At 55.2% G+C, this 20712-nt stretch carries 17 protein-coding genes; 12 read left to right on the forward strand and 5 right to left on the reverse strand.

The genetic code is table 11. The annotated features are described in order from the left end of the window. The first annotated feature begins 1 nt into the window (after window position 1). The 4 genes from C934_RS0110800 to C934_RS0110815 all read left to right on the forward strand — a co-directional run bounded on the left by C934_RS0110800 (window position 2) and on the right by C934_RS0110815 (window position 5346). Window positions 2-676 carry a polysaccharide deacetylase family protein gene (locus tag C934_RS0110800; protein ID WP_018856736.1) on the forward strand — a complete coding sequence of 225 codons (675 nt, stop codon included), beginning with the start codon at window positions 2-4 and terminating at the stop codon, window positions 674-676. Between the two features lie 14 nt (window positions 677-690). Beyond that, window positions 691-1908 (forward strand): glycosyltransferase, encoded by a 1218-nt coding sequence (locus C934_RS0110805; RefSeq protein ID WP_018856737.1) that lies wholly within the window; start codon window positions 691-693, stop codon window positions 1906-1908. Between the two features lie 160 nt (window positions 1909-2068). Continuing rightward, complete coding sequence (locus C934_RS0110810) at window positions 2069-3454, forward strand: O-antigen ligase family protein (protein ID WP_018856738.1); 1386 nt, start codon at window positions 2069-2071, stop codon at window positions 3452-3454. A gap of 425 nt (window positions 3455-3879) precedes the next feature. Further along, complete coding sequence (locus tag C934_RS0110815) at window positions 3880-5346, forward strand: hypothetical protein (RefSeq protein ID WP_018856739.1); 1467 nt, start codon at window positions 3880-3882, stop codon at window positions 5344-5346. Between the two features lie 303 nt (window positions 5347-5649). On the opposite strand, the gene C934_RS0110820 is transcribed toward C934_RS0110815, so the two are convergent. Both C934_RS0110820 and C934_RS0110825 read right to left on the reverse strand, forming a co-directional pair. Then, window positions 5650-6462 carry an FkbM family methyltransferase gene (locus C934_RS0110820; RefSeq protein WP_018856740.1) on the reverse strand — a complete coding sequence of 271 codons (813 nt, stop codon included), beginning with the start codon at window positions 6460-6462 and terminating at the stop codon, window positions 5650-5652. Window positions 6463-6840: 378 nt separating this feature from the next. Continuing rightward, a complete protein-coding gene (locus tag C934_RS0110825; protein WP_083929849.1) occupies window positions 6841-7809 on the reverse strand; it encodes a glycosyltransferase family A protein in 969 nt (322 codons plus the stop codon). A gap of 410 nt (window positions 7810-8219) precedes the next feature. Between C934_RS0110825 and C934_RS31845 the strand changes: the two genes are divergently transcribed. Beyond that, window positions 8220-9299: a glycosyltransferase family A protein gene (locus C934_RS31845; protein WP_018856743.1), complete on the forward strand. Its 1080-nt coding sequence runs from the start codon at window positions 8220-8222 to the stop codon at window positions 9297-9299. A 204-nt stretch (window positions 9300-9503) separates the two neighbouring features. Here the strand turns inward: C934_RS31845 and C934_RS0110840 are convergent, their stop codons facing one another. Continuing rightward, entirely contained in the window at window positions 9504-10865 is a 1362-nt protein-coding gene (locus C934_RS0110840; protein ID WP_018856744.1) for a rhamnosyltransferase WsaF family glycosyltransferase, read from the reverse strand. Window positions 10866-11116: 251 nt separating this feature from the next. Between C934_RS0110840 and C934_RS0110845 the strand changes: the two genes are divergently transcribed. From C934_RS0110845 to C934_RS0110875, 7 genes are all read left to right on the forward strand, one after another. Next, window positions 11117-11623 (forward strand): acyltransferase, encoded by a 507-nt coding sequence (locus tag C934_RS0110845; RefSeq protein ID WP_018856745.1) that lies wholly within the window; start codon window positions 11117-11119, stop codon window positions 11621-11623. Then, entirely contained in the window at window positions 11620-12657 is a 1038-nt protein-coding gene (locus C934_RS0110850) for a Gfo/Idh/MocA family protein (RefSeq protein WP_018856746.1), read from the forward strand. Before C934_RS0110845 ends, C934_RS0110850 begins: the two co-directional genes overlap by 4 nt. Continuing rightward, window positions 12654-13760 (forward strand): DegT/DnrJ/EryC1/StrS family aminotransferase, encoded by a 1107-nt coding sequence (locus C934_RS0110855; protein WP_018856747.1) that lies wholly within the window; start codon window positions 12654-12656, stop codon window positions 13758-13760. The genes C934_RS0110850 and C934_RS0110855 overlap by 4 nt, the downstream gene beginning before the upstream one ends. Next, window positions 13750-14460, forward strand: a complete 711-nt coding sequence (locus tag C934_RS0110860; protein WP_018856748.1) for an acyltransferase — start codon at window positions 13750-13752, stop codon at window positions 14458-14460. Before C934_RS0110855 ends, C934_RS0110860 begins: the two co-directional genes overlap by 11 nt. Before the next feature lie 3 nt (window positions 14461-14463). Then, window positions 14464-15438, forward strand: coding sequence for an SDR family NAD(P)-dependent oxidoreductase (locus C934_RS0110865; protein ID WP_018856749.1), 975 nt, complete (start codon window positions 14464-14466; stop codon window positions 15436-15438). Further along, complete coding sequence (locus C934_RS31850; RefSeq protein ID WP_018856750.1) at window positions 15435-16619, forward strand: DegT/DnrJ/EryC1/StrS family aminotransferase; 1185 nt, start codon at window positions 15435-15437, stop codon at window positions 16617-16619. Before C934_RS0110865 ends, C934_RS31850 begins: the two co-directional genes overlap by 4 nt. A gap of 169 nt (window positions 16620-16788) precedes the next feature. Further along, window positions 16789-17382, forward strand: a complete 594-nt coding sequence (locus C934_RS0110875; RefSeq protein WP_018856751.1) for a hypothetical protein — start codon at window positions 16789-16791, stop codon at window positions 17380-17382. Between the two features lie 205 nt (window positions 17383-17587). Here C934_RS0110875 and C934_RS0110880 read toward each other — a convergent pair whose 3' ends face one another. After that, window positions 17588-19093, reverse strand: coding sequence for an O-antigen translocase (locus tag C934_RS0110880; protein ID WP_026371735.1), 1506 nt, complete (start codon window positions 19091-19093; stop codon window positions 17588-17590). 26 nt (window positions 19094-19119) lie between these two features. Next, on the reverse strand, window positions 19120-20418 hold the full coding sequence (locus C934_RS0110885) for a polysaccharide biosynthesis/export family protein (protein ID WP_083929850.1): 1299 nt from the start codon (window positions 20416-20418) through the stop codon (window positions 19120-19122). Window positions 20419-20712 lie beyond the last annotated feature (294 nt).

The raw sequence follows: 20712 nt of genomic DNA on the forward strand, positions 1-20712 counted from the left end.
CATGGCGAGGGAAGGGGAATACCGCATCATCAACTTCCATGGGATTGGAGAACCGCGACGTGAACTTGAGCCCGGCGAAGCCGATTATTGGCTCAGTCGAGATCGCTTTCTGACGATCATTGATAGCATTGCATCCCATCCCCAACGGGAAAGAGTATCAATCACCTTCGACGACGGTAACGCCTCTGATCTTCTGATCGCCGCACCTGAATTGCGACGGCGTGGTCTTCGCGCAGAGTTTTTCATATTGACCGGTCGCATCGGGCACCCGGGATCCCTTGCCTCTGACGACATCGAGGCACTTACGGCCATGGGGATGCGCATAGGAAGCCACGGCGTTGATCACAAAGACTGGACAAAGATTCCAACTCCCGCGCTTAGACACGAGCTTGAAGCATCACGCACGCGGCTACAGGAGATTTGCGGGGTTGATGTTCAGTCCGCCTCCTTGCCCTTTGGCTGGTATAATAGCGCCGTTCTCTTGGAAATAAGACGAGCCGGATACATCGCGGCTTATTCAAGCAGTGGAGGCAATGCAGCCCCCGGCAGTTTTCTGAAACCACGGACTTCCATTCGATTTGACACGACCGATGCCACCCTCGCTCGCATTCTCACAGGTCAGATGCCGATCTGGCGAAGCGTTCGTAGCGAGGTTCGGGCGCGCTTCCGAATATAGGTGGAGATCTTAGAATGGCAAAGCTGTTACTGGTCGCGCCTACGTGTAATGGGGAAGATGTGGGGGAGGCCTCCATCGCATACCAATGGGCGCAGCGGCTTGGCGAGCGCCACGAGGTCACATTGCTCACGTATCACAAGATTGGAGCCAGACCCGCCTCGCAACAACTGAGGAATGTCAACGTCATCGAGTGGCGTGAGCCGCCGCTGCTCGGACGGGCGGAGCGGTTGAATAGCATCGTTAAACCCGGGTATATCCCATTCTATTTTCGGGCACGACGTTGGATTAGAAAAGCGCTCTCCGAAGGCAAACACTTCGATTTGGCGCATCAACCTGTTCCCGTCGCGATGCGCTACCCGTCTCCAGCGGCAAACCTTGGTCTGCCACTGGTGATAGGTCCTGTAGGAGGGGGGCTATCGTCCCCGCCAGGATTTGAAGCGGATGAACGATCAGCCCCATGGTTCATGAGTCTGCGTCGTCTGGACACATATCGTCAAAAATTCGATCCCATCCTGCGCGGGTCGTTTCAGAGTGCAGATTGTGTCCTCGGAATTGCCGACTACGTAAGGGATCAGCTCTCCAATATCCCATTGAAGCGGTTTGAAGTAATGGGTGACAATGCCCTTGACGCCATTCCGGCTCTCATTCGACGACAACCGCGGTCGGGTTCGGTTAAGCTGCTCTACGTCGGTCGTCTCGTTCGAACAAAGGGCGCTCGAGACCTCATTCGGGCAATGACATCTCTTCTCGATTTGCCAGTTGAACTGGACATCGTGGGTGATGGACCAGATCGTACTGAATGCGAGAGACTGATAGCAGAATTCGGACTAGAACATCGCGTTCACCTTTATGGTTGGGTGGCGAAGGAAACCGTTTCGAAATTTTACCGACAGGCTGATGTGTTTGTCTTTCCTAGCTATCGGGAGCCCGGCGGGAGGGTTGTTCTGGAAGCTATGGCGTATTCGCTGCCGCTGATTATTGTTGATCGCGGCGGGCCGGCAAGCGCTACAACCGAAAATTGCGCAATAAAGCTCGCAGTCTCGACACCCGACGTGCTGGCCAATGATATCTCCGTTGCCGCGCGGCGACTTGTCACTAGTCCCGAGTTGCGCGGACAAATGGGAGCAGCCGCTCATGCTCATGCCATGGAGACTGCGCTATGGTCCGCCAAACTCGAGCGGATGAACGAGATCTTTGCTGAACTGATCAACAGAGATCGGAAATTCAGATGATGTGGCATCACGTCTATCGTCGCATTGGGATTAGGTTGGTTCCCATCTCAACATTCCGAGCGCGAACCGGGGCGACGATCCAAACGCTCGAACGTCGTACTCACCTTGCATGTCAATGGTCCCGTAAATGCCACAGCGTTTTTTGGCGGAGCCCTAAAACATGAGCGCGGTTACACGTTCGCAACCAGGTGAGGCACGGCTGGTACCTCGCACCCTTAAGGAGGCGGATGATGCACGTCGTTCAGGCATACGCGGCACAAAGCGTGACAAGGCACTACTTCCTCCAGAGGCGAAACAGGAACGGCTGGCCTGGCCGCTAAAACTCTTTCTGATTGGACTTATGGTTCCGTGGGCAATTCCGATTGGGCCGCTCGCACTCTCTGTTTATAGAATAGTCCTGCTCATAGCCGTTATTCCATGCCTTTTGGCCTGGCTACGGGGCCGGGCCGGCCCCAAAAGACTCGCCGACTTTGGCTTCCTCCTGTTTTGCTCATGGGCGGCAATTGCCTTCTTTGTCGTTCAAGGCGTTGAAGAGTCGATCGAGCCAGCCGGCATCCTCTTCATTGAAACAATGGGAGCATACATGTTGGCGCGCGTGTGTATTCGTACACCGCAGGATTTTAGTCGTATGGTGCTGTTTGTCGCCAAGGCGATAGTTTGCATGATGCCATTCGCGATTTATGAATGGTTGACCGGGACAAACTTGATCCTTCTCATGTTTGGGACGGTGTACAAGACCGAGACAATCGTTGTCATGCCACCAAGAATGGGCCTCTGGCGCGTGCAGGGCCCATTTAGCCATACGATCCTGTTTGGAACCTTCTGTGGAAGCATGCTTGCACTTGCAGGCATGGCAACTATCGGCAGGCTCTCGCCCAAGGCGCGCGTCATACTCGCTGGCCTGGTTGGGTTTACCGCTCTGTTGTCAATGTCTTCGGCGCCCATCGGCGGCCTCTTGTTTCAACTGATGTTGCTGATGTGGAACAAGACCCTGGGCGCATTTGCTGGCCGATGGAAGCTACTGTGGGCGATCGTGTTTGCAGGATATCTCCTCATTGAGTTTGGCTCAAACCAGACACCCGTCCAGTTCTATATTTCCCACTTCACCTTTGAGCAGCAGACAGGCTGGTACCGAATCTGGATTTTTGACTACGGCTCTGCATCGGTAGCAAATCATCCGTTGTTCGGAATTGGGCTGGGTGATTGGGAGCGACCCGTCTGGATGCCGGAGAGCAGCGTCGATAATTTTTGGCTGCTAATGGCGATGCGCCATGGCCTACCAGCTTTTTTGCTGATGACGTTATCGTGGCTTCATATCTGGTTTTCGGTCGCGAAGCACAAGAGTCTCGACCCCACGGTCGACGCTTGCCGGATCGCCTATTTGATTTGTATGACAACGTTTGTGTTTGTTGGATCAACCGTGCATTTCTGGGGAGCTGTTTACGCTTGGTTTTTCTTCCTTGGTGGATCCGGCGTCTGGATCTTGGATACAACGAGGCCGACGTTGAGCTCCAAATACAGGAGGTTCCAGGGGCGGGAACCTTGATGAAGCCTCGGACCCCACGCAAACTCGAAGAGGGATATCTGTACAGGGGGCACCAGACATCCAGCCAGGGGGCGCCTGGGTGAAATGCGACCGGACGCCAATCGCGCTCGAGCCTGGCGATAAGATACAGAAGTCGGTTCCATCGCAGTAGGCAAAGGGAGTGATAGTGCCCAGCCGCAGTCATAGGAAGGTCCACAATAGTGCGCATTTCCTTATTCGTTGGCCAAGAACAAGTGGGACACCCAAAAGACTGCCTTTAATCGCGTGGTCGCGCTGACTGACTGGTGGTCTAACTCTTCTGAAGCAGTCTCTTAACTCCATTGGACGACAGTGACGCGCTTACTAGACAATGCGTGATTGGATAGACTGACAAACACTTCGGTCCAATGCACATCGATACGCTGAAGAAAGCTAGGGGATGATAGATGCAGTTAGAATCTGATCAACTCGCCGGTCAGTTCGTTCTTGCAAGCGAACCTATACCTCGCTTCCTCAACTGGGATCACTGTGAGCTAGGCTCTCTCCACCTTGCCCTGGCGCCGGGCGCCAAATCTGTGCCCGTTGTCGATGCCGAAGGAAATCAACTAGGGGTGCTCCTTGGAACTCCGATTGATCTAGCACAACGTCGTGTGATCGCGGATAGTTACAGCATTTCTGAAAAGCTTGAGGACGTGAATGACGTCGACGATTTTATTGAAACGCACATCTACAGCCTGGCAGGCAGTTTTCTTTTCATATTGTCCACGCCGACGAAGAGGCGGGTCTATCTCGACGCAAACGGGACGATGTCGCTTGTCTATGATGCGCAGGCTCGGCTGGCGGGCGCGACCGCTGCAGCGCTATTGAGTGAGGATCAATATCGGCAACGGTTTCGAGCGAAGCTTTACAAGTCGCTCGATGTTGAAAATGCTGGCTGGTTTACCGGTGACCTGACAGCTCATGCCGGTGTTAATCGCCTGCTTTGCAACCACTATCTTGACCTCGACACGTGGACGGCGAACCGTCACTGGCCCGCGTCGCCTATTACAGTCTCGCTTGATCCGACCTCAACCTGCACAAGGATTTTCGAGCGGGTGGGACAGACAATAGAGATCCTTGCTCGCACCGGAAAGACCAGTGTGGCTTTGACCGCGGGAAGCGATTCCCGCTTGTTGCTCTCCTGCTGCAAAAACCTCCTGAGGGAAGTCTCCTTTGTGACGGTAAAAGCTCCAAATGCCGACGTTGACACCAACTGCGCGAAGCGTCTCGCTCTCAAGTTCAAACTGGCCCATGAGACATTGGCTTACTGCGAAGCCACACACGAACAGGCGGAGCTGTGGCGGCTCAGGGCTGGCCACTGTGTTGGCGGAAACAACGTCAAGATGCACCCGAGCGTGCGTGCGCTGGAAGGCCGCTATTTTGTCGGTGGCCTCGGCGGTGAAGTGGGCCGCGGCTTTCTTTGGCTGAACGCGAAACCGGACACGGTCATCGACGCAAAAGGCCTAGTGAGCCGCCTGAAGCTACCGCAGAGCGATGAGATATTGCAGTCTGTTGAGGACTGGATCAGACCCATATCGCATTTTGATGCACTGACGATACTGGACCTTGCCTATATCGAATTGCGAATGAGTTCCTGGGGATTTTGCGACACTTACGTCAAACCCAACCAGTGCGAATTACATCCGATGATATCGAGGGCCAACTACGTGGATATGCTTTCACTGCCGCCTGACTTAAGGCGAAAGGGTGAGATCTACTTTCGGCAGATAGAACGCACGTGGAAGGAAATTTCCGAGATACCGATCAATAAGTACGGCAACTATCGGGACGTGATTGCGCCAGCCCTCGCGGTCGTTAGAAATCCGAAACGAGCATATCGGAAAGCGCTGCAAATTATGGCAGCTTCACGCTAGAGGCGACAGGGGTTTGCCTGAACAGCTCCGGACGTTTCGCCAAGCGGATTTTCCGCCGCGATTAAAGCTGTCACCACCGGTGTCGGTCAGCGCGTTGAGTTAAGCCTGAGCCAGCACTCTGCCTGGTTGGCCCTGTGTGACCGGCACATCGCTTGCGGCGCAAGATCGGCTATCCACCTTGGCGCTGATCGGCTCCGAGCTCCAGCTAGTCCGTGTCCGCTTCCTCGGTTACCCGCATCAAAGCACGTCTTCCGGTCTTTGAAACCAGCCGCTCCTTCAACATGCGATGATAGGCGATGGCTTTTACCGCAAAACGGCTAGGTAGTTGGACACCCCTCGGAAGTATTCAAGATCCTCATAGTAGGACTCAATCTTGGACAGTCGACCGCCAGGCGTAATCCTGCTCAGGCTGTAGCCGTATCCCGTCAGGAAATCCCAGAAACTTCGGAAGAACGTGCCGGAATAGATATTTGCGGAACCGAATTCGAAAGCGATTGCCCGAACCGCGCCCCTCGAAATGAGGTCGGAAGCGCCTTTCAGGACAGCGAGCTCATGCCCTTCCACGTCAATCTTCATATAATCGATCTTGGAAATTGAGTTTTCGGCTGCAAAGTCGTCAAGCTTGAGGATTGGCACCTCGATGCTGCCCACCTGATCAGCAAAATAGCTCTCCTTCCGTTGGTAGATCGACGCGCTACCCGCTCCTTCGATCGAGAAATGGAACGTCACCGTGCCCTTCTCATTGCCAACGGCGCTAGACACTAAAACGCATCCATCGGCCGCTAGCGGGGCCAACTCACGCTGGCAAGACGGCTGAGGCTCAAACATGTATATTTTGAGTGGCTGCTTGTAGGCGTGGCGGATTTCCGTCGTCCACGTGCCCATGTTTGCCCCCACGTCGAAAACAACTGCGCCGGGGGAAAGGAATGGCAGGGCGACCTTCGTTTCGGCGCCAGCGTCCCAACCCGTGCCGGCCCCCTTGCCTTGCAGTATTGCAACGCTCGTCTCGAGTAGAGAGAGAGCCAATTGAGCGGGCCTTGGGCTGAAGGCAGGTCCGATTGTCGGAAATATCTTTTTGGCAAGCGTCCTAGACCAGCCTAGCTTATGTACTTCCATTAAATCACCCTCCAGTTATTGGCGAAGACTAACAGGTGTTTTCGTTTTTGCTATTCAAAAATAGCATTTATTCTTGTCTATCGCTTGCTTATAAAAAGACGTGACTTGCGTTCGCACTCCGTTGGTAAACTGGCATCCATGATGCGCCACGCGGCATCGCTTCAAATGCTAGCCACGTACCAAAATTGCCTCCCGAAAGGTTGCCCCCAATCTCCGCAGCAACGTCGGTACGCGAGCCACAATCGGGATTCACTTCATAGAACCACTGGATCAAAACTGAATAAAACTCGGGCGAACTACTTTTTCCGATTCCGCGTTGATCGGACCTGCTCTTGCTGCCAGGAAATTCAGTGACGGCTCAGCCTCAGGCGGTACCTGTTAATCACGGCCCGTGCAGCGGGAAATATTCTGCAGGATCAGTGAATAAAGTAGGCTCATATTTAGGGCGCGCTCCCTCATTGACGAAACTGGCCTGAACGCGCGGTAGAGTGTTCTTGCTAGAAATTCGAAACGAAGCATGTCAGTCTTGACGTATATAGCAACAGCCAAGCATTCGTTGCGGCTTTTCAATACGCTGTTTCCGGCAGGATTGTTATAGGACATGCCCGCGCCGGATATCTTCGCGATGTATTTCCTTTCGAAGTTGATGGCCCAATTCGACCAGTCCTGGTCTTCCGCTGAAAAAACCTCCGGACGGAAAGAGCGCTGTCTTAGATGACGCGTCTTGTAAAGGGCGCATGTATTCCAAACTCCGTTGAAACCCGAAAAGTTCTTCGGGCCAATCAGATCAAATCTCATATTCTGTGCAAATTCCTGGACGAAATAGGCAGCTGCAATATCGTCATTTTCTTCGAGCGTCGCGAGGGCGTATTCCAGCGCTTGGCTATTCGCTATGGAAGTGTGGGAGCTCACTACCATTGTATAGGGAGTCTCGATGTGGGCAATTCCCTCATTCAGAGATTCCGAATAGTTGAATTTCTTTGCCCGGTAATGATGAATGATCGAATTCTTGGGGGCGATCTCTAGCGTACCGTCGGTCGATCCAGAGTCGACGAAGACATACTGGCTGGGAGGAACTGATTGCTGCGCAAGCGATAACAAGGTCGATGCGAGCGTCCTCTTAGAATTAAAAGTTCTGATTAACGCTGTATAGTTTGGGGAACTCATCGCGCGACCACTTCGATCTTTGGGCAGGCACTGATGCAAGAGGAGATCGCATTGGTCCGCTCGCCTTCGATAAGGGTCGTGTGAAGAAAAGACAGAGCCGTTCTCGGCAACACGGAATGAACGTACGAACATGCCTTCGTTTTCGGTGGTCCACTGATCCAGCAGGTCGGGGCGTCGCACGAAAAATCTCGACCGGCGGTCAATCTTTCATTGACGGCGATTGCTTCGACGTGTGCGAAGAATCTTGACGCGTTCCACCTGCCTGTGAATCGGTCGTTCGATAGAGCAATGATATGAGTGACGGCAGCGTAGACCGACGTTCCTGCTAAGCCGCCCTGATAATGGAGCAGTCCTTGAAGCAACTGCCCAACTTCAAAGAGCTCCACTCCAATTGCGATCGAAGGGGCGGGAAACATGCGCATCTCCGTTCTGGTGAGCTGAGTTCTACTGCAGTTTCGACGACGGATACAGATTGCCGTTTGGATTAGAAATCGTTCTGGCGTACCTCCAAATGATCATGGATCAGCCCCTTGATTCAAGTATTCATTTAAATAGTGTAAAGTATATGATTGAGGTTTGGAGTACAGCGCATGGCGACAGTTCAGGTGCTCATCCCGTGCTATAATTACGCGAGATATCTTGAACAGTGCGTCTCCAGTGCGCTTAGCCAAGAGGGGGTGTTCGTCAACGTCCTGATTATTGACGACTGCTCCACCGACAACACCCCGCAAGTCTGCCAGAAGCTTGCATCAGGGGATTCGCGCATCCGCTTCATTCGTCATGAAACCAACCGCGGGCACATTGCGACCTACAATGAGGGTATCGGACAGATTGAGGGCGATTATTTTGTACTCCTTTCGGCGGATGATTGTCTGACTCCCGGATCACTTCGCCGCGCCACGTCTCTAATGGACGCAAACCCGAATGTGGGTATGACATATGGTCAGGCGATATCCTTTTTCACCGACCACCCGCCCAAGGCGCGCACGACAATGACGGGAGTATCGCTCTGGACTGGGGAGCAGTGGATCCGACAGGTGTGCCGCTCTGGTAAAAATTTCCTCATTTGTCCGGAGGCAGTCGTCCGATCGAGTGTTCAAAGGCAGATCGGCGGATACGATCCAGCGCTTCCGCATTCTGGTGACATGGAGATGTGGCTGCGCATCGCCGCAGTGTCCGATATTGGCCGCGTAAACGGAGTTGACCAGGCCTTCTACCGTGTTCACGAACAAAGCATGCAAAGAACCGTACACGCTGGCTTTCTCGTCGACTTAGTCGGTCGGCGGGAGGCCTTTCAATCTGTCTTCCGCAAGGAGGGCGCTGGCCTGTCCGCTAGCGAGGAACTTCATGAGTTGGCCAGGCAGGCACTGGCATTCACTGCGGTTCGTTACGCTCGACAGGTCTGCGACCTCTCATGCGACGATCCGGTGCCTGTCAGTGATTACTGCGACTTTGCTGCGTCGGTCTTCCCCCCAATTGTCAACACCCGCGCTTATCACGCCCTTCTTGCAGCCGCGGGCAGCGAGCGAAATGCCTTACGACGATCAACAGCTCGCTGGAACGCTCGCCTTCGTCGACTGATCGAAGTCGAGATCTTTAATCGAGTCGAGTATCATTGGTCACGACGGACTGGTGTATATTTTTCACGATGTGGCTTCTTAGGTGGATAGTTCCATGATGTGTGCCAAGCCGTGAGATGAATTCGAGCTGCCGGAGAGGGTTTTAGACCTCACGATCCGGCCAGTCTTTCCTGACGCTCCGGGGTCGTTGCGACGCTGGGATCTTAGTCTGCGCAATTGACCCGCAGTTCCCTTGGGAGCGTGATTTCCGCAAAATGAAGACCGGCTTTTGCGCCGGCCCGTTAACAGCAGGAGTCAACTCGCGGCTCGACGTGGGGCATTGCGCAGCGCCTTGCGCAGCGCACTATCCACCGCCGAGCCTGCGATGTCCCAGGACATTGCAGCCACACTTTCAGCAGCACGCCAGGATGCAGCGTGAAAGCCAGGCATGGTAACGATACTCTCCATTGCATCGGCCAACGCATGTGGAAGAAGTGAGGCATATCTGACGTGCGAATTATCCAGAACCAAGCGGTTGTGGTCGGCGTCGTTCACAACCGGGATGCAGCCGCATGCAAGCATTTCATGAGGCACGAGCGAGACATTGGTCAATGATAGACTGAGCCCTGCAAAGCACTTGTTGTAAATCTGGTTGAGCTTGTCCGGAGAGACGAGGCCGTGATTGATAAACTGGAATGGAAGGCTCCCCATAGACTGGCCGAAAAGGTGCAGTTCGATGTCAGGCCGTCTGGCGGCAAACAATTCGAGCGCTAGCAGGCCGATCTCAACCGCGCGGCGCGGCGTGCCCGACCTGGCATAGAATGCAACACCGGAGCGTCGTGAAGTGGCATCAAAGCGATAGCGAGCCGTATCGCTTCCGAACGGGAACCAATCGGTTTCCATTGCGAACTCTCGCGCGAGCTTCTCGGAGAGCCAGCGACCTGCAGTAATGCCGTGAAATCCCATCCTGTAGGTTGTTTCCGCCAGGGCGCTATTCGTCCCCACAGGGTAGAACGCAGGCTCATAGTCCTGAATGAAATAGAAGCGCTTGCCGGCGCAAGAAGCGTTGAATGCTGCGTAGGCAGTGGGCCAGCAGGTTGCTATGACGCCATGAGCGTCCTTCATGCCAAGACTGATATCTTCAATGTCGCAAGTCAGATCATAGTCGGACCGTGCGACGTGCTGGTAGTATTTGCCGTCACCGCCATAGGGGTCATAGAAATATACCCGGTTTCGGTAGCCCGCTGTTTGAAGATATTTGAGGGTGCGGAATATGGTCGTATGACCGCCCGATCCAGGTCCGGCGGGACCGACGATCCAGTTTAACTCGATAGGCTCTCCATCGATCAGAACTGGAATGGTAGGGCTTGGTGGCTTCGACAGGTCGGCCTTCAGGACGTCAGATGGAAAAACATGCCATAAGAATGTCTTGGGGTGAATTGCATCCGATAGCTTGGTTCTTATTTTGTTTGTGAGCGCCTTCAGGCCCCCATCCAAAATAATGCGTTTGATCTGACGCCTGAAGCGGCCGAGTTGCTTGTGCGTCGTTGACACGTTCGCAGCAGCAAACGTCAGGAAGCTGCTGGTCGGAAATTTCTTTGATTTAAGAGACAATCGCGCAGTCCCCATGCCCAATGCGGTTTCACTTTCGCCAGCGACGACCGTGAGAAGCCTCATTGCCCGTCTGTGCTCGGTCGTACGCGGAAATTCTAGAATATTCTATTAAATACTTTGCTGCCCGATGTAAAATTCTCAAACTGAACTCAACATACTACTTTTGATTAACCGAATACCGATTTTTGTTTTCTTTACTCCAAGGATAAAAGAAGACTTCTTTGTCTTCAGGAATTGTTCAGTGGGGGCGCGTTTATGCTCGACGTAATTGACAATCCGCTGGGATCAAGCGGCTGCTGCGCGGGGCGGATGGGATGATCGCACAAAGCGTAAAGCTGGGCGACGACGTGGTGATCCACCATCCCGATCTCGTGAACCTTTACGGCTGCTCGATCGGTCGGGGCTCACGTATCGGAACGTTTGTCGAGATCCAGAAGAATGCGTCGATCGCTGAAAACTGCAAAATCTCCAGTCACACTTTCATATGCGAGGGTGTGACAATCGAAGATGGTGTTTTCGTCGGTCACGGGGTGATGTTCACCAACGACCTCCATCCACGTGCCGTCAACCTTGATGGTTCCCTCCAGTCCGACGCGGACTGGTCGGTCGTGCCGACACTCGTCAAGCGCTACGCCTCGATCGGCAGCAACGCCACCATTGTCGCAGGCATAACCATTGGCGAAGGCGCGCAGATTGGTGCGGGCGCGGTCGTCACCAAAGACGTGCCTGCCTACGCAATTGTTGCTGGCGTGCCGGCAAGAATCATCGGCCGCGCAAAGGATGCGCCAGTCGAAGTCATTTCATCCGGGAGAGTAAGATGATCGGAGTTGCCGTCGTCGGTTATGGGTATTGGGGCCCCAACCTGGTCCGAAATCTTGCCGAAACGCCCGGTGCAAAACTTGTCTGGGTATGCGATCTCAAGAAGGATCGCCTTGCAGGTGTCCAGCTGCGCTACCCAACCGTCCAAATCACAGATGATTTCGACGAGGTGCTGCGTGATCCCCGTGTTGACGCCGTCGCAATCGCGACGCCTGTGTCGGCCCACTACATGCTGGCGATGAAAGCGCTCATGGCCGGCAAGCACGTGTTTGTCGAAAAGCCCATGGCTTCGAACTCCGAAGAAGCTCGCCGGATGGTCGACGAGGCCGCGCGGCGCCGGCTCATTCTCGCGGTTGACCACACCTTCATTCATACAGGTGCGGTCCGCAAGATGCGGGAGATTATCGAGAATGGCCTCGGAGACATCTATTACTACGACTCCGTTCGCGTGAATCTCGGCCTCTTCCAGCATGATGTCAGCGTCATCTGGGATCTCGCCGTCCACGATTTGTCGATCATGGACTACGTGCTGCCGGAAAAGCCGGTGGCGGTCTCGGCAACGGGCATGGGCCATGTTGCCGGTGAGCCCGAAAACATCGCCTATCTGACGCTCTTTTTCGAGAGCAAGCTAATCGCCCACATCCACGTCAACTGGCTGGCACCGGTCAAGGTGCGCCGTACGCTGATCGGCGGCAGCAGCAAGATGATCGTCTACGACGATCTGGAGCCGAGCGAGAAGATCAAGGTCTATGACAAGGGCATCACTCTCAACGGCAATCCGCAGGCCGACGGCAAGAAGGTCCACGACATGCGCGTCGGCTACCGCACCGGCGATATGTACGCGCCACAACTTGATATGACGGAAGCGCTTGGACGTGAGCTCAAGCAGTTTGTCGATTGTGTCGTGACAAACGGCCAGCCGATCGCCGACGGTCATGCGGGGCTTCGCGTGGTGCGCATTCTCGAGGCTGCCACCCAGTCGCTCGCCCAGCGCGGACGTGTCATCGAACTCGAGCCCGCGAGGCTGATTGCATGATCCCCCTTCTCGACCTCAAGGCTCAGTACGCCGCCATCAGAAGCGAGGTTGAGCCCGCAGTACTGCGCGTGCTGGCGTCGGGCCACTATGTCCTTGGCGAGGAAGTCGCTCGCTTCGAAGAGGAGTTCGCGGCCTATTGCGATGCCAGGCATGCGATCGCCGTCAACACCGGCACAAGCGCTTTGCATCTTGCCTTGCTCGCCGCCGGCGTCGGCCCGGGCGACGAGGTCATTACCGTTTCCTTCAGCTTCGTCGCGACCGCATCCGCGGTCTGCTATACTGGCGCGCGCCCGGTCTTCGTTGATGTCGAACCGGTAACCTTCACAATGGATCCGGCCAAGCTCGAAGCATCGATAACGCCTCGGACCAAGGCCATAATGCCGGTCCATCTCTATGGGCAGATGGCCGACATGGACGCCATCAAGGCCATCGCTGACAAGTATGGGATTCCTGTCATCGAAGACGCCTGCCAGGCACATGGCGCAGAATACAAGCAACGCCGTGCGGGAAGTATCGGCGTGTCGGGCTGTTTCAGCTTCTACCCCGGCAAGAACCTCGGGGCCTGTGGCGAGGGCGGCATCGTCGTCACCAACGATGATGAGCACGCCAAGACGATCAGGATGCTGCGGGACTGGGGCCAGGAGCAGCGCTATCACCATGCGCTGAAGGGCTACAACTATCGCATGGATGAGATCCAGGGTGCGATCTTGCGCATCAAACTTCGGCATCTCGAGACCTGGACCGAAGCACGTCGGGTTCGTGCCGATCGCTACTCCAGCCTCTTCGCCGATTCGCGCTCGGTGAGCGCCCCTGTTGCGATGATGGATCGGCGCCATGTCTACCATGTCTACGCCGTACGCTCGCACGACCGTGAGCATCTCCAGCATTCGTTGCGGTCGGCTGGCATTCATACCGGCCTGCATTATCCGATCCCGATCCACCTTCAAAAGGCGCATGCTGACCTTGGCTATCGTGCCGGAGATTTCCCGATCTCGGAGGCCGCAGCACGTGAGGTGCTCTCGCTGCCGATCTATCCGGAGCTGACATTGACGCAAGTCGATCAGATTGCAGCTGCTGTGGAGCAGGAAGCCTATGTCAGCTGACCCCTTAACCGGCGTGCGTCTTGTCCTGGCCGTGCATGGGCGTCAGCAAACCTCCGTGGATCCTGATTATGCCGTTCATCTGGCCGAGGAACTGACCCGATCCTATGGGACCGCGGGCCTCGTCGAACTCTACGCGCGCTTCGCGACGGGCGACGGATTCGTCGACAGTTTCATGCGCAAGACAATCTGGAGAAGCCTGGCACGCACCTGTGGCGACGGCTTGCAAGTCGGTAGCGGAGCCGGTTTCAAGCACCCGGAAACCTTCGAAATCGGCAATGGCGTGTTTATCGGCGCTCAAGCCTACATTCAGGGCAGATTCGACGGAACTTGTCGGATCGGAAACAACGTCTGGATCGGCCCGCAGGCCTATTTTGATGCCCGCGACCTCGTGCTTGAGGATCATGTCGGATGGGGGCCGGGCGCTAAGGTCCTCGGTTCAAGCCATACTGCACTGCCGGTCGACATGCCGATCATCCGCACCGACCTGGAAATCAAGCCGGTCCGCGTCGAAGCATGGGCAGACATCGGCACCAATGCCACCATTCTTCCCGGCGTGACCGTCGGCAAGGGTGCAATTGTCGGCGCTGGCGCCGTGGTTGTTGACGACGTCGCTCCCTTCTCAGTTGTTGCCGGCGTTCCTGCAAAATTCCTCCGCTGGCGAGCGGATCAGGATTCAAGCGGACCAAATTCGGAGTGTTAGAGTATGAAGAACAAGCGGATCTTGATCACCGGTGGCGCCGGTCTCATCGGCTCGCATATTGCCGATCTCGTCGCCCGCGAGGACCCCAGGGAAATCGTGGTCCTGGACAATTTCGTCCGCGGCAGGCGTGAGAACCTTGTTGACGCCATCGATCGGGCTCGGGTGACGATTGTCGAGGGCGATATCAGGGACCGTGCGATTCTCAAGGACGTCAGCCAAGGCATCGATGTCGTCTTCCACCAGGCCGCCATTCGCATCACGCAATGCGCCGAGGAGCCGCGGCTTGCCTTTGATGTTCTGGCAGGCGGAACGTTCGACGTCCTCGAAGCGGCCGTGCAGGCTGGGGTTTCCAAAGTTGTGGCGGCGTCTTCTGCCTCGGTCCTGGGGCTGGCCGACACCTTCCCGACCACCGAGGAACATCACCCTTACAACAATCGGACCATTTACGGCGCTGCCAAAGCCTTCAACGAGGGTTTGTTGCGCAGCTTTGCGGAAATGTACGGCCTTCGTTACGTCGCGCTTCGCTACTTCAACGTCTACGGTCCGCGCATGGATGTCTACGGCGCCTACACGGAAGTTCTGATCCGCTGGATTGAGCGAATTGCCAGCGGCCTGCCGCCGATCATCCTCGGTGATGGCATGCAAACGATGGATTTCGTGCACGTGCACGACATCGCGCGGGCCAACCTGCTTGCCGCGAAATCCGATGTCACCGATGAGGTCTTCAACGTCGCAAGCGGTAGCGAGACGAGCCTTCGCGAGCTTGCCGCCCTCTTGACCAAGGTCATGGGCTCTTCGCTGGAACCGCAATTCGGGCCGGCGCGGAAGGTCAATGCCGTGCCGCGGCGTCTCGCCTCAACTGCCAAGGCAGAGAAGCTTCTAGGCTTCAGCGCAAAGGTGACAATGGAAGAAGGCCTGCGCGATCTCGTAGAGTGGTGGCGCCAGGAAAAGAGCTTGAACGCAGGAGAGGCAGCATGAGCCAGATCCCGGTTGCCAAGCCTGTTCTCGACGAACAGGAGGTCGAGGCGGTCCGTCGCGTCATTTTGTCCGGCTGGGTCACGCAAGGGCCCGAGGTGGCCGCGTTCGAGGAAGAGTTCGCCGATTTTGTCGGCGCCCGGCACGCATGTGCCGTATCCAATTGCACGACTGCGCTCCACCTCGCCCTCAAGGCGGTCGGCGTCGAGGCTGGCGATGAAGTCATCACGGTCAGCCACACGTTCATCGCAACCGCAAATGCGATCCGCTACTGTGGGGCCGTGCCCGTTTTCGTCGATATCGAAAAAGATGGCTACAATATCGATCCCGACTTGATCGAAGCGGCCATCACGCCCCGAACAAAGGCCATCATTTGCGTCCATCAGCTCGGAATGCCCTGCGACCTGCATCGCGTCGTTACGATCGCGGCCCGTCATTCCATCCCGGTGATCGAGGATGCCGCTTGCGCAACTGGTAGCGAAATTCTCTGGAAGGGTCGATGGGAAAAGATCGGCAAGCCTCATGGCGATATCGCCTGCTTCTCCTTTCACCCGCGCAAGGTGGTGACGACCGGCGACGGCGGTATGCTGACAACGGCCAACCCGGAATACGATCGAAAGTTCCGCTTATGGCGGCAACACGGCATGAGTGTGACGGATGCAGTACGCCACGGCTCGAAGCAGGTCATTTTCGAATCCTATCCCGAGTTGGGTTACAACTACCGCATGACCGACATGCAGGCGGCGGTCGGGCGTGAACAACTGAAGCGACTTCCGACGATCATTGCGCTGCGACGCGAGCTCGCGGATCAATACGGGCAGGGACTTCGTTCTACGGCAAGTGTCATGCTGCCCATTGAGCCTGCTTGGGCACGCAGCAATTGGCAGAGCTTCTGCCTGAGATTGGCCACGGATCTTGATCAGCGCGACGTTATGCAGGAGTTGCTTGATCGAGGCGTTTCGACGAGACGCGGGATCATGAACATCCACCTTGAGGGCGCCTATTGTGAACCGGGTTCACATCGCGTCTCGGTGAGTTTGCGGCGAAGTGTTGAAGCACAGCAACATTCGATCATTTTGCCGCTCTTTGCGCAGATGGAAACAAGCGATTTGATTTGGGTCGTGGATGCAGTCAAGTCGACGGTCCACAGACATCAATTGGCAATCGAGCAGGCAGTAGGTTGATTTTCCCGGGCGGGGCTCAGATTGCAAATCTCTGGCCAAGAAACGCGTGCCAAGTACCTAAGATCAAAAATACATAAGGGTGCGGTTGGCCGAAAGGCTAACTTGCCGCGATACGGAAGCCCACGAAGATTGGCCCTTCAGGAGACCCGGCATTGTACGGAGATCGGACATGGCGCCTAACTTTGAGTTCTCTTGGCATCCTGGCATCGGCGATCCGACCGCCGGGGGTTGGATTACTGTCGTTTTGTACCTCCTTGCCGCCGGCAGCTGCTGGATGACCGTCCGGGTTCTCCGTCGACAAGATCCCAAAGACAAGGCCGATGCCCGTGTCTGGCGCAATATCTCTGTTCTCTTTTTCCTTCTCGGGATAAACAAGCAATTAGACCTTCAGTCTGGCCTGACAGAGCTTGGCCGTATGGTCGCCTACTCAGGCGGGTGGTATGAACACCGCCAGACAGTACAGATCTATTTAATCGCTGGCATTACCGCCGTATGCCTGGCGATCTTACCAGTCTTGATTTTCGGGCTCAGGAAAGCCCCATTTCAAACGTGGATGGCGGTAGCTGGTTCGACGTTTGTGCTCGGTTACGTATTAATTCGAGCCGCGTCGTTTCATCATATGGACAGCTTCCTTAGGACCCGCCTCCTGGGCCTCAAATGGTACTGGATCCTGGAAATGGCTGGGATCGTGATCGTGTTGATCGCCAGCGAGTGGCGGCGAGCAAAGGCCTTTCAGCAAGTTGGCGAGCGCGTCGTCAATTAGCATCTCGGCCGGTTCAGCGCCGACACTCAATACTGGAATTCGACCTTTATGTGACCACATCCCCGTCGGCAGAATCCATTGCGCAGGTGAAGGGGCAGAAGCCTCAAAGCCACTATTGTTTTATATCTTCGCGTCCCGATACCAGGCCGAGGCCGCTTGCAGATCATAATACCCCGTTGGAGATTGGAACGGGCCCATATGTGTTTCAAATTCGACACATGTTTAAGAGTGGCCGGATCAGACGTGGCAACGCGTGTTCTGGGACCAGATCAGCGAGATTTCTCAGGGAGTGGAGGCCGGCCAGGGCCGCAATTGCCAATCCAAGAGTCGTTGCCTGCCACAGCGGCAAGAGCTGGAGGGCGCCAAACAGAAGCGCCGAGATCGCAAGATAGGCGTTGATCAGATTGCGATTAACCGGTGACCAGCGAAAATCGGTGAAGTGGCGCGCGATAAAGTACATCAGAACACTGTGCCAAACGTAGAGGCCGAAAAACGCAAGGCCCGCACCTGCGGCGCCGAACTTTTGAACACAGAGCCAAGCAAGTCCAACTTGAACGACGGCAGCAGCAATCTCCGACCAGAAGAATATGGATTTTACGCCCTTGGCGAGCACGATGAACCCCATCGGCCAAGCCACGATTCTCAGCATCATGCCGAGGCAAATCCAGCGGAGAATGTCAACAGCTCCCTGAAATTCCGAGGAGTAGAGTAGCGCCATGAATGCCGGAGCAAGGGTCATCGTCGCGATCAGACCAGGGCCCGCCAGCAGGATGCTGATTTCAGTCTGCTCGTTGACCAGTCGGTTGCACTCCGCGTTGTCTTCCGAAACGGCCGTGAGCCTGGGATAAAAGTCCGTGCCCATTGCCTGCAGGATGAAGCCTGCATAAAGCCCTCCCAATGACCAGGCTGCCTGGTAAAGGCCGGCCGCGTGCAATCCGCTCTCCGACGACACAATAAGGCGAATTGCGTAGGTGCTCCCCATGCTCAGGAACGCGCTCGCCATGAACACAAGGCCAAGCTTGCACAAGTCGCTGGCTTCCAGCAGCGCCCTTCGTAAAGAAAGCGAAGGGCGTGGTAGGTGAATTCGTCGGCTGAACCACCATGAGGCAACGAAGTTGACAAAGGCTGCCACCACCAGAGAAATCGCGATTCCGGTTTCTCCGAGGCAGTAAATGATCGGCACTCCCACGATCACGCTGAACAGGCCTGCGAGGACACCGATCCAAGCAATGCTGGAAATGTCACGCATTCCCTGAAGCAGCGCAGTTCTCGCTCCGGCGGCAACCTGAAAGAATACCGCCAGCGACAGCGCCATTACACCCAATGTGTGTCGGCTATCTCCGAATGTAAACTGAGCGACAGGCGCGGCCAATACGAACAACAGCGTCGTGCCAATGATGCCCAAGAGGAGGGAAACGCGGCGAAGCACCGCCACGACCTCGGATACACGGGCAGTATCTTCCGTATTGACGGCAGCGATCTGCCGCACCCCACTCGCGTTGATGCCAAGGCCGGCGACAGTCTGGGACATGTCCACGATCGAGTTGTAAAGAGCAATCATTCCAATGCCTTCGGGCCCCAGAAGCAGGGCCATGGCCTTGTTGCGAAGGATTGAAAACATCACATTTATGATAGACGAGCCTCCGATAAGCGTCGTCGACTTAATTATCTGTGTATAGCTCTTGCTAACGTCACTGCGGGGAGGCGTCATTGTGGCGGCCTAATGTCGCTGCGGATTCATTGGCTGATACCGGTAACTATCGCTTGTGGAGATGGTCGCGCTGGGTTCGTCTGCACGACCTTCAGTACGTCTCCGGGGAGCAGTGCCGTCGTTTCGCTGGACGCAATCTCGGTGGTATTGTTGGTGCCGGGTGCACGGCGCACGAGGACGAATTGCAATTGTGGTTCTTTGTCCTGGTGCATTGCGTCTGTAATCGCTGGGCTATCGATCAGAAGCGTTTGAAGAGTATCACGCTTTAGTCTTAGCTGGGTCAAGGTGGCCCGCTCGGATTGCAGTTCCGTGGCAACCTCCGTCTGTCGCCGATCGTAGAGTCCCTCAAGGTCCCTTGTCGCCTCGCTTATGCCCTGGCGAGCTTTCGTAATCGCGACCGTCAAATCGAGACGGTTGATCCTGTAATCTCTCATTGTACGCTCTACGTCGGCCTGTCTTGTGGCATTCAGCGCGCCGCGCTCGATCAGGTTGATCGTGCTCTCGAGTTGCTGTTGTATTGAGTTAATGGTTAGGTCAGTGCTCTTTATCTTTTCCTGAAGGACGTCGATTTCCTCCGACAAGAGATCGCGCAGATCCGTTAACGACTTCGACTGTCGGGCCAGTTCGTTCGCACGAGCAGAGAATATCACCTCTTCCTGCTTATAGATTGCATTGGAAAAGGCGTCCGTCTTCGGGCGATCCTCTTTCGGTTGTATCGTCCGCTCACCCGCCATTTCCGCTTCAAGGCGCTCGATCTTCGCTGAACTGCGGATGATTGAGTCGTTTATTTCCCTGATTTCACCGACTAGCTTCGTGATGCCTTGCGAGTTCTGCAAACTGTCAAGCGAGCGCAACTGCCCTCCGCTCATTGCCAGCGCCTGAAGAGCGGTAATTCCCGTATGAAACTCATACTCACCTGGCTTTGCGACATCACCAATGACATAGATAGGCGGATAGCTGAGGATCTGAATCGTGGCTGCCGGTTCGTCCACCAGACCAATTTTCTCCTTAAGTTGCCTTGCAATAGCGGATGCCAATGTTCCCTCATCCTTGTCTCTGACGGAGACGTCACCAAGCAAGGGAAGCGAAATCATGCCTTCTTCCGAAACCGTATATTCACCACCGACTGTGGGCCACTGTTCGTAGCTGCTCTTGGTCGGCATCCATTGTACGAGTGTCAACCGAATTTTTGTGTTTGGCAAAAGGGGTGTGCAGGAGGCCTCACTGGCGCTCAAAAACGTCGAAGCAGCTATTGTCGCCGCTGCAATTTTCGAGATTGCACTCAGTAGATTGCCGCGGCATGCCAGTGGTGCCTTGTAACGCATCAGCCAATTCCGGAGTCTGATCGGTTCCATTTAAGGTGATGCTGGACATCGAGCGATCGGTGTATTGCATCATCTGTGCTCTTAAATTGTAGTTTTTGATGTATTATGTTTGCAAGTCTGCGAGGTTAATTAATAAAGATGAGAGTCGTATATTATGCATGCGAGAATTATATATAGAAATGGTGTAAGAATTGGCATTTACTACTTGTAGTGCCTTTAACCAAACGGACTAGTTTGGCTGTCTAGGTTCCTACACTATCGACCAACTATCAACCTAACCAAAACTGATTGAAT

The sequence above is a fragment of the Rhizobium sp. 42MFCr.1 genome, from assembly GCF_000377185.1.
Classification (GTDB): Bacteria; Pseudomonadota; Alphaproteobacteria; order Rhizobiales; family Rhizobiaceae; genus Rhizobium; species Rhizobium altiplani.

Bases quoted from the DNA above. Each gene is read 5' to 3' on its own strand.
- C934_RS0110855 (WP_018856747.1), top strand. From the start codon at position 12,654: ATGATCCCCCTTCTCGACCTCAAGGCTCAGTACGCCGCCATCAGAAGC.
- C934_RS0110815 (WP_018856739.1), top strand. From the start codon at position 3,880: ATGCAGTTAGAATCTGATCAACTCGCCGGTCAGTTCGTTCTTGCAAGC.
- C934_RS0110840 (WP_018856744.1), bottom strand. From the start codon at position 10,865: ATGAGGCTTCTCACGGTCGTCGCTGGCGAAAGTGAAACCGCATTGGGC.
- C934_RS0110850 (WP_018856746.1), top strand. From the start codon at position 11,620: ATGATCGGAGTTGCCGTCGTCGGTTATGGGTATTGGGGCCCCAACCTG.
- C934_RS31845 (WP_018856743.1), top strand. From the start codon at position 8,220: ATGGCGACAGTTCAGGTGCTCATCCCGTGCTATAATTACGCGAGATAT.
- C934_RS0110880 (WP_026371735.1), bottom strand. From the start codon at position 19,093: ATGACGCCTCCCCGCAGTGACGTTAGCAAGAGCTATACACAGATAATT.
- C934_RS0110860 (WP_018856748.1), top strand. From the start codon at position 13,750: ATGTCAGCTGACCCCTTAACCGGCGTGCGTCTTGTCCTGGCCGTGCAT.
- C934_RS0110845 (WP_018856745.1), top strand. From the start codon at position 11,117: ATGATCGCACAAAGCGTAAAGCTGGGCGACGACGTGGTGATCCACCAT.
- C934_RS0110800 (WP_018856736.1), top strand. From the start codon at position 2: ATGGCGAGGGAAGGGGAATACCGCATCATCAACTTCCATGGGATTGGA.
- C934_RS0110810 (WP_018856738.1), top strand. From the start codon at position 2,069: ATGAGCGCGGTTACACGTTCGCAACCAGGTGAGGCACGGCTGGTACCT.
- C934_RS0110885 (WP_083929850.1), bottom strand. From the start codon at position 20,418: ATGCGTTACAAGGCACCACTGGCATGCCGCGGCAATCTACTGAGTGCA.
- C934_RS0110820 (WP_018856740.1), bottom strand. From the start codon at position 6,462: ATGGAAGTACATAAGCTAGGCTGGTCTAGGACGCTTGCCAAAAAGATA.
- C934_RS0110865 (WP_018856749.1), top strand. From the start codon at position 14,464: ATGAAGAACAAGCGGATCTTGATCACCGGTGGCGCCGGTCTCATCGGC.
- C934_RS31850 (WP_018856750.1), top strand. From the start codon at position 15,435: ATGAGCCAGATCCCGGTTGCCAAGCCTGTTCTCGACGAACAGGAGGTC.
- C934_RS0110805 (WP_018856737.1), top strand. From the start codon at position 691: ATGGCAAAGCTGTTACTGGTCGCGCCTACGTGTAATGGGGAAGATGTG.
- C934_RS0110875 (WP_018856751.1), top strand. From the start codon at position 16,789: ATGGCGCCTAACTTTGAGTTCTCTTGGCATCCTGGCATCGGCGATCCG.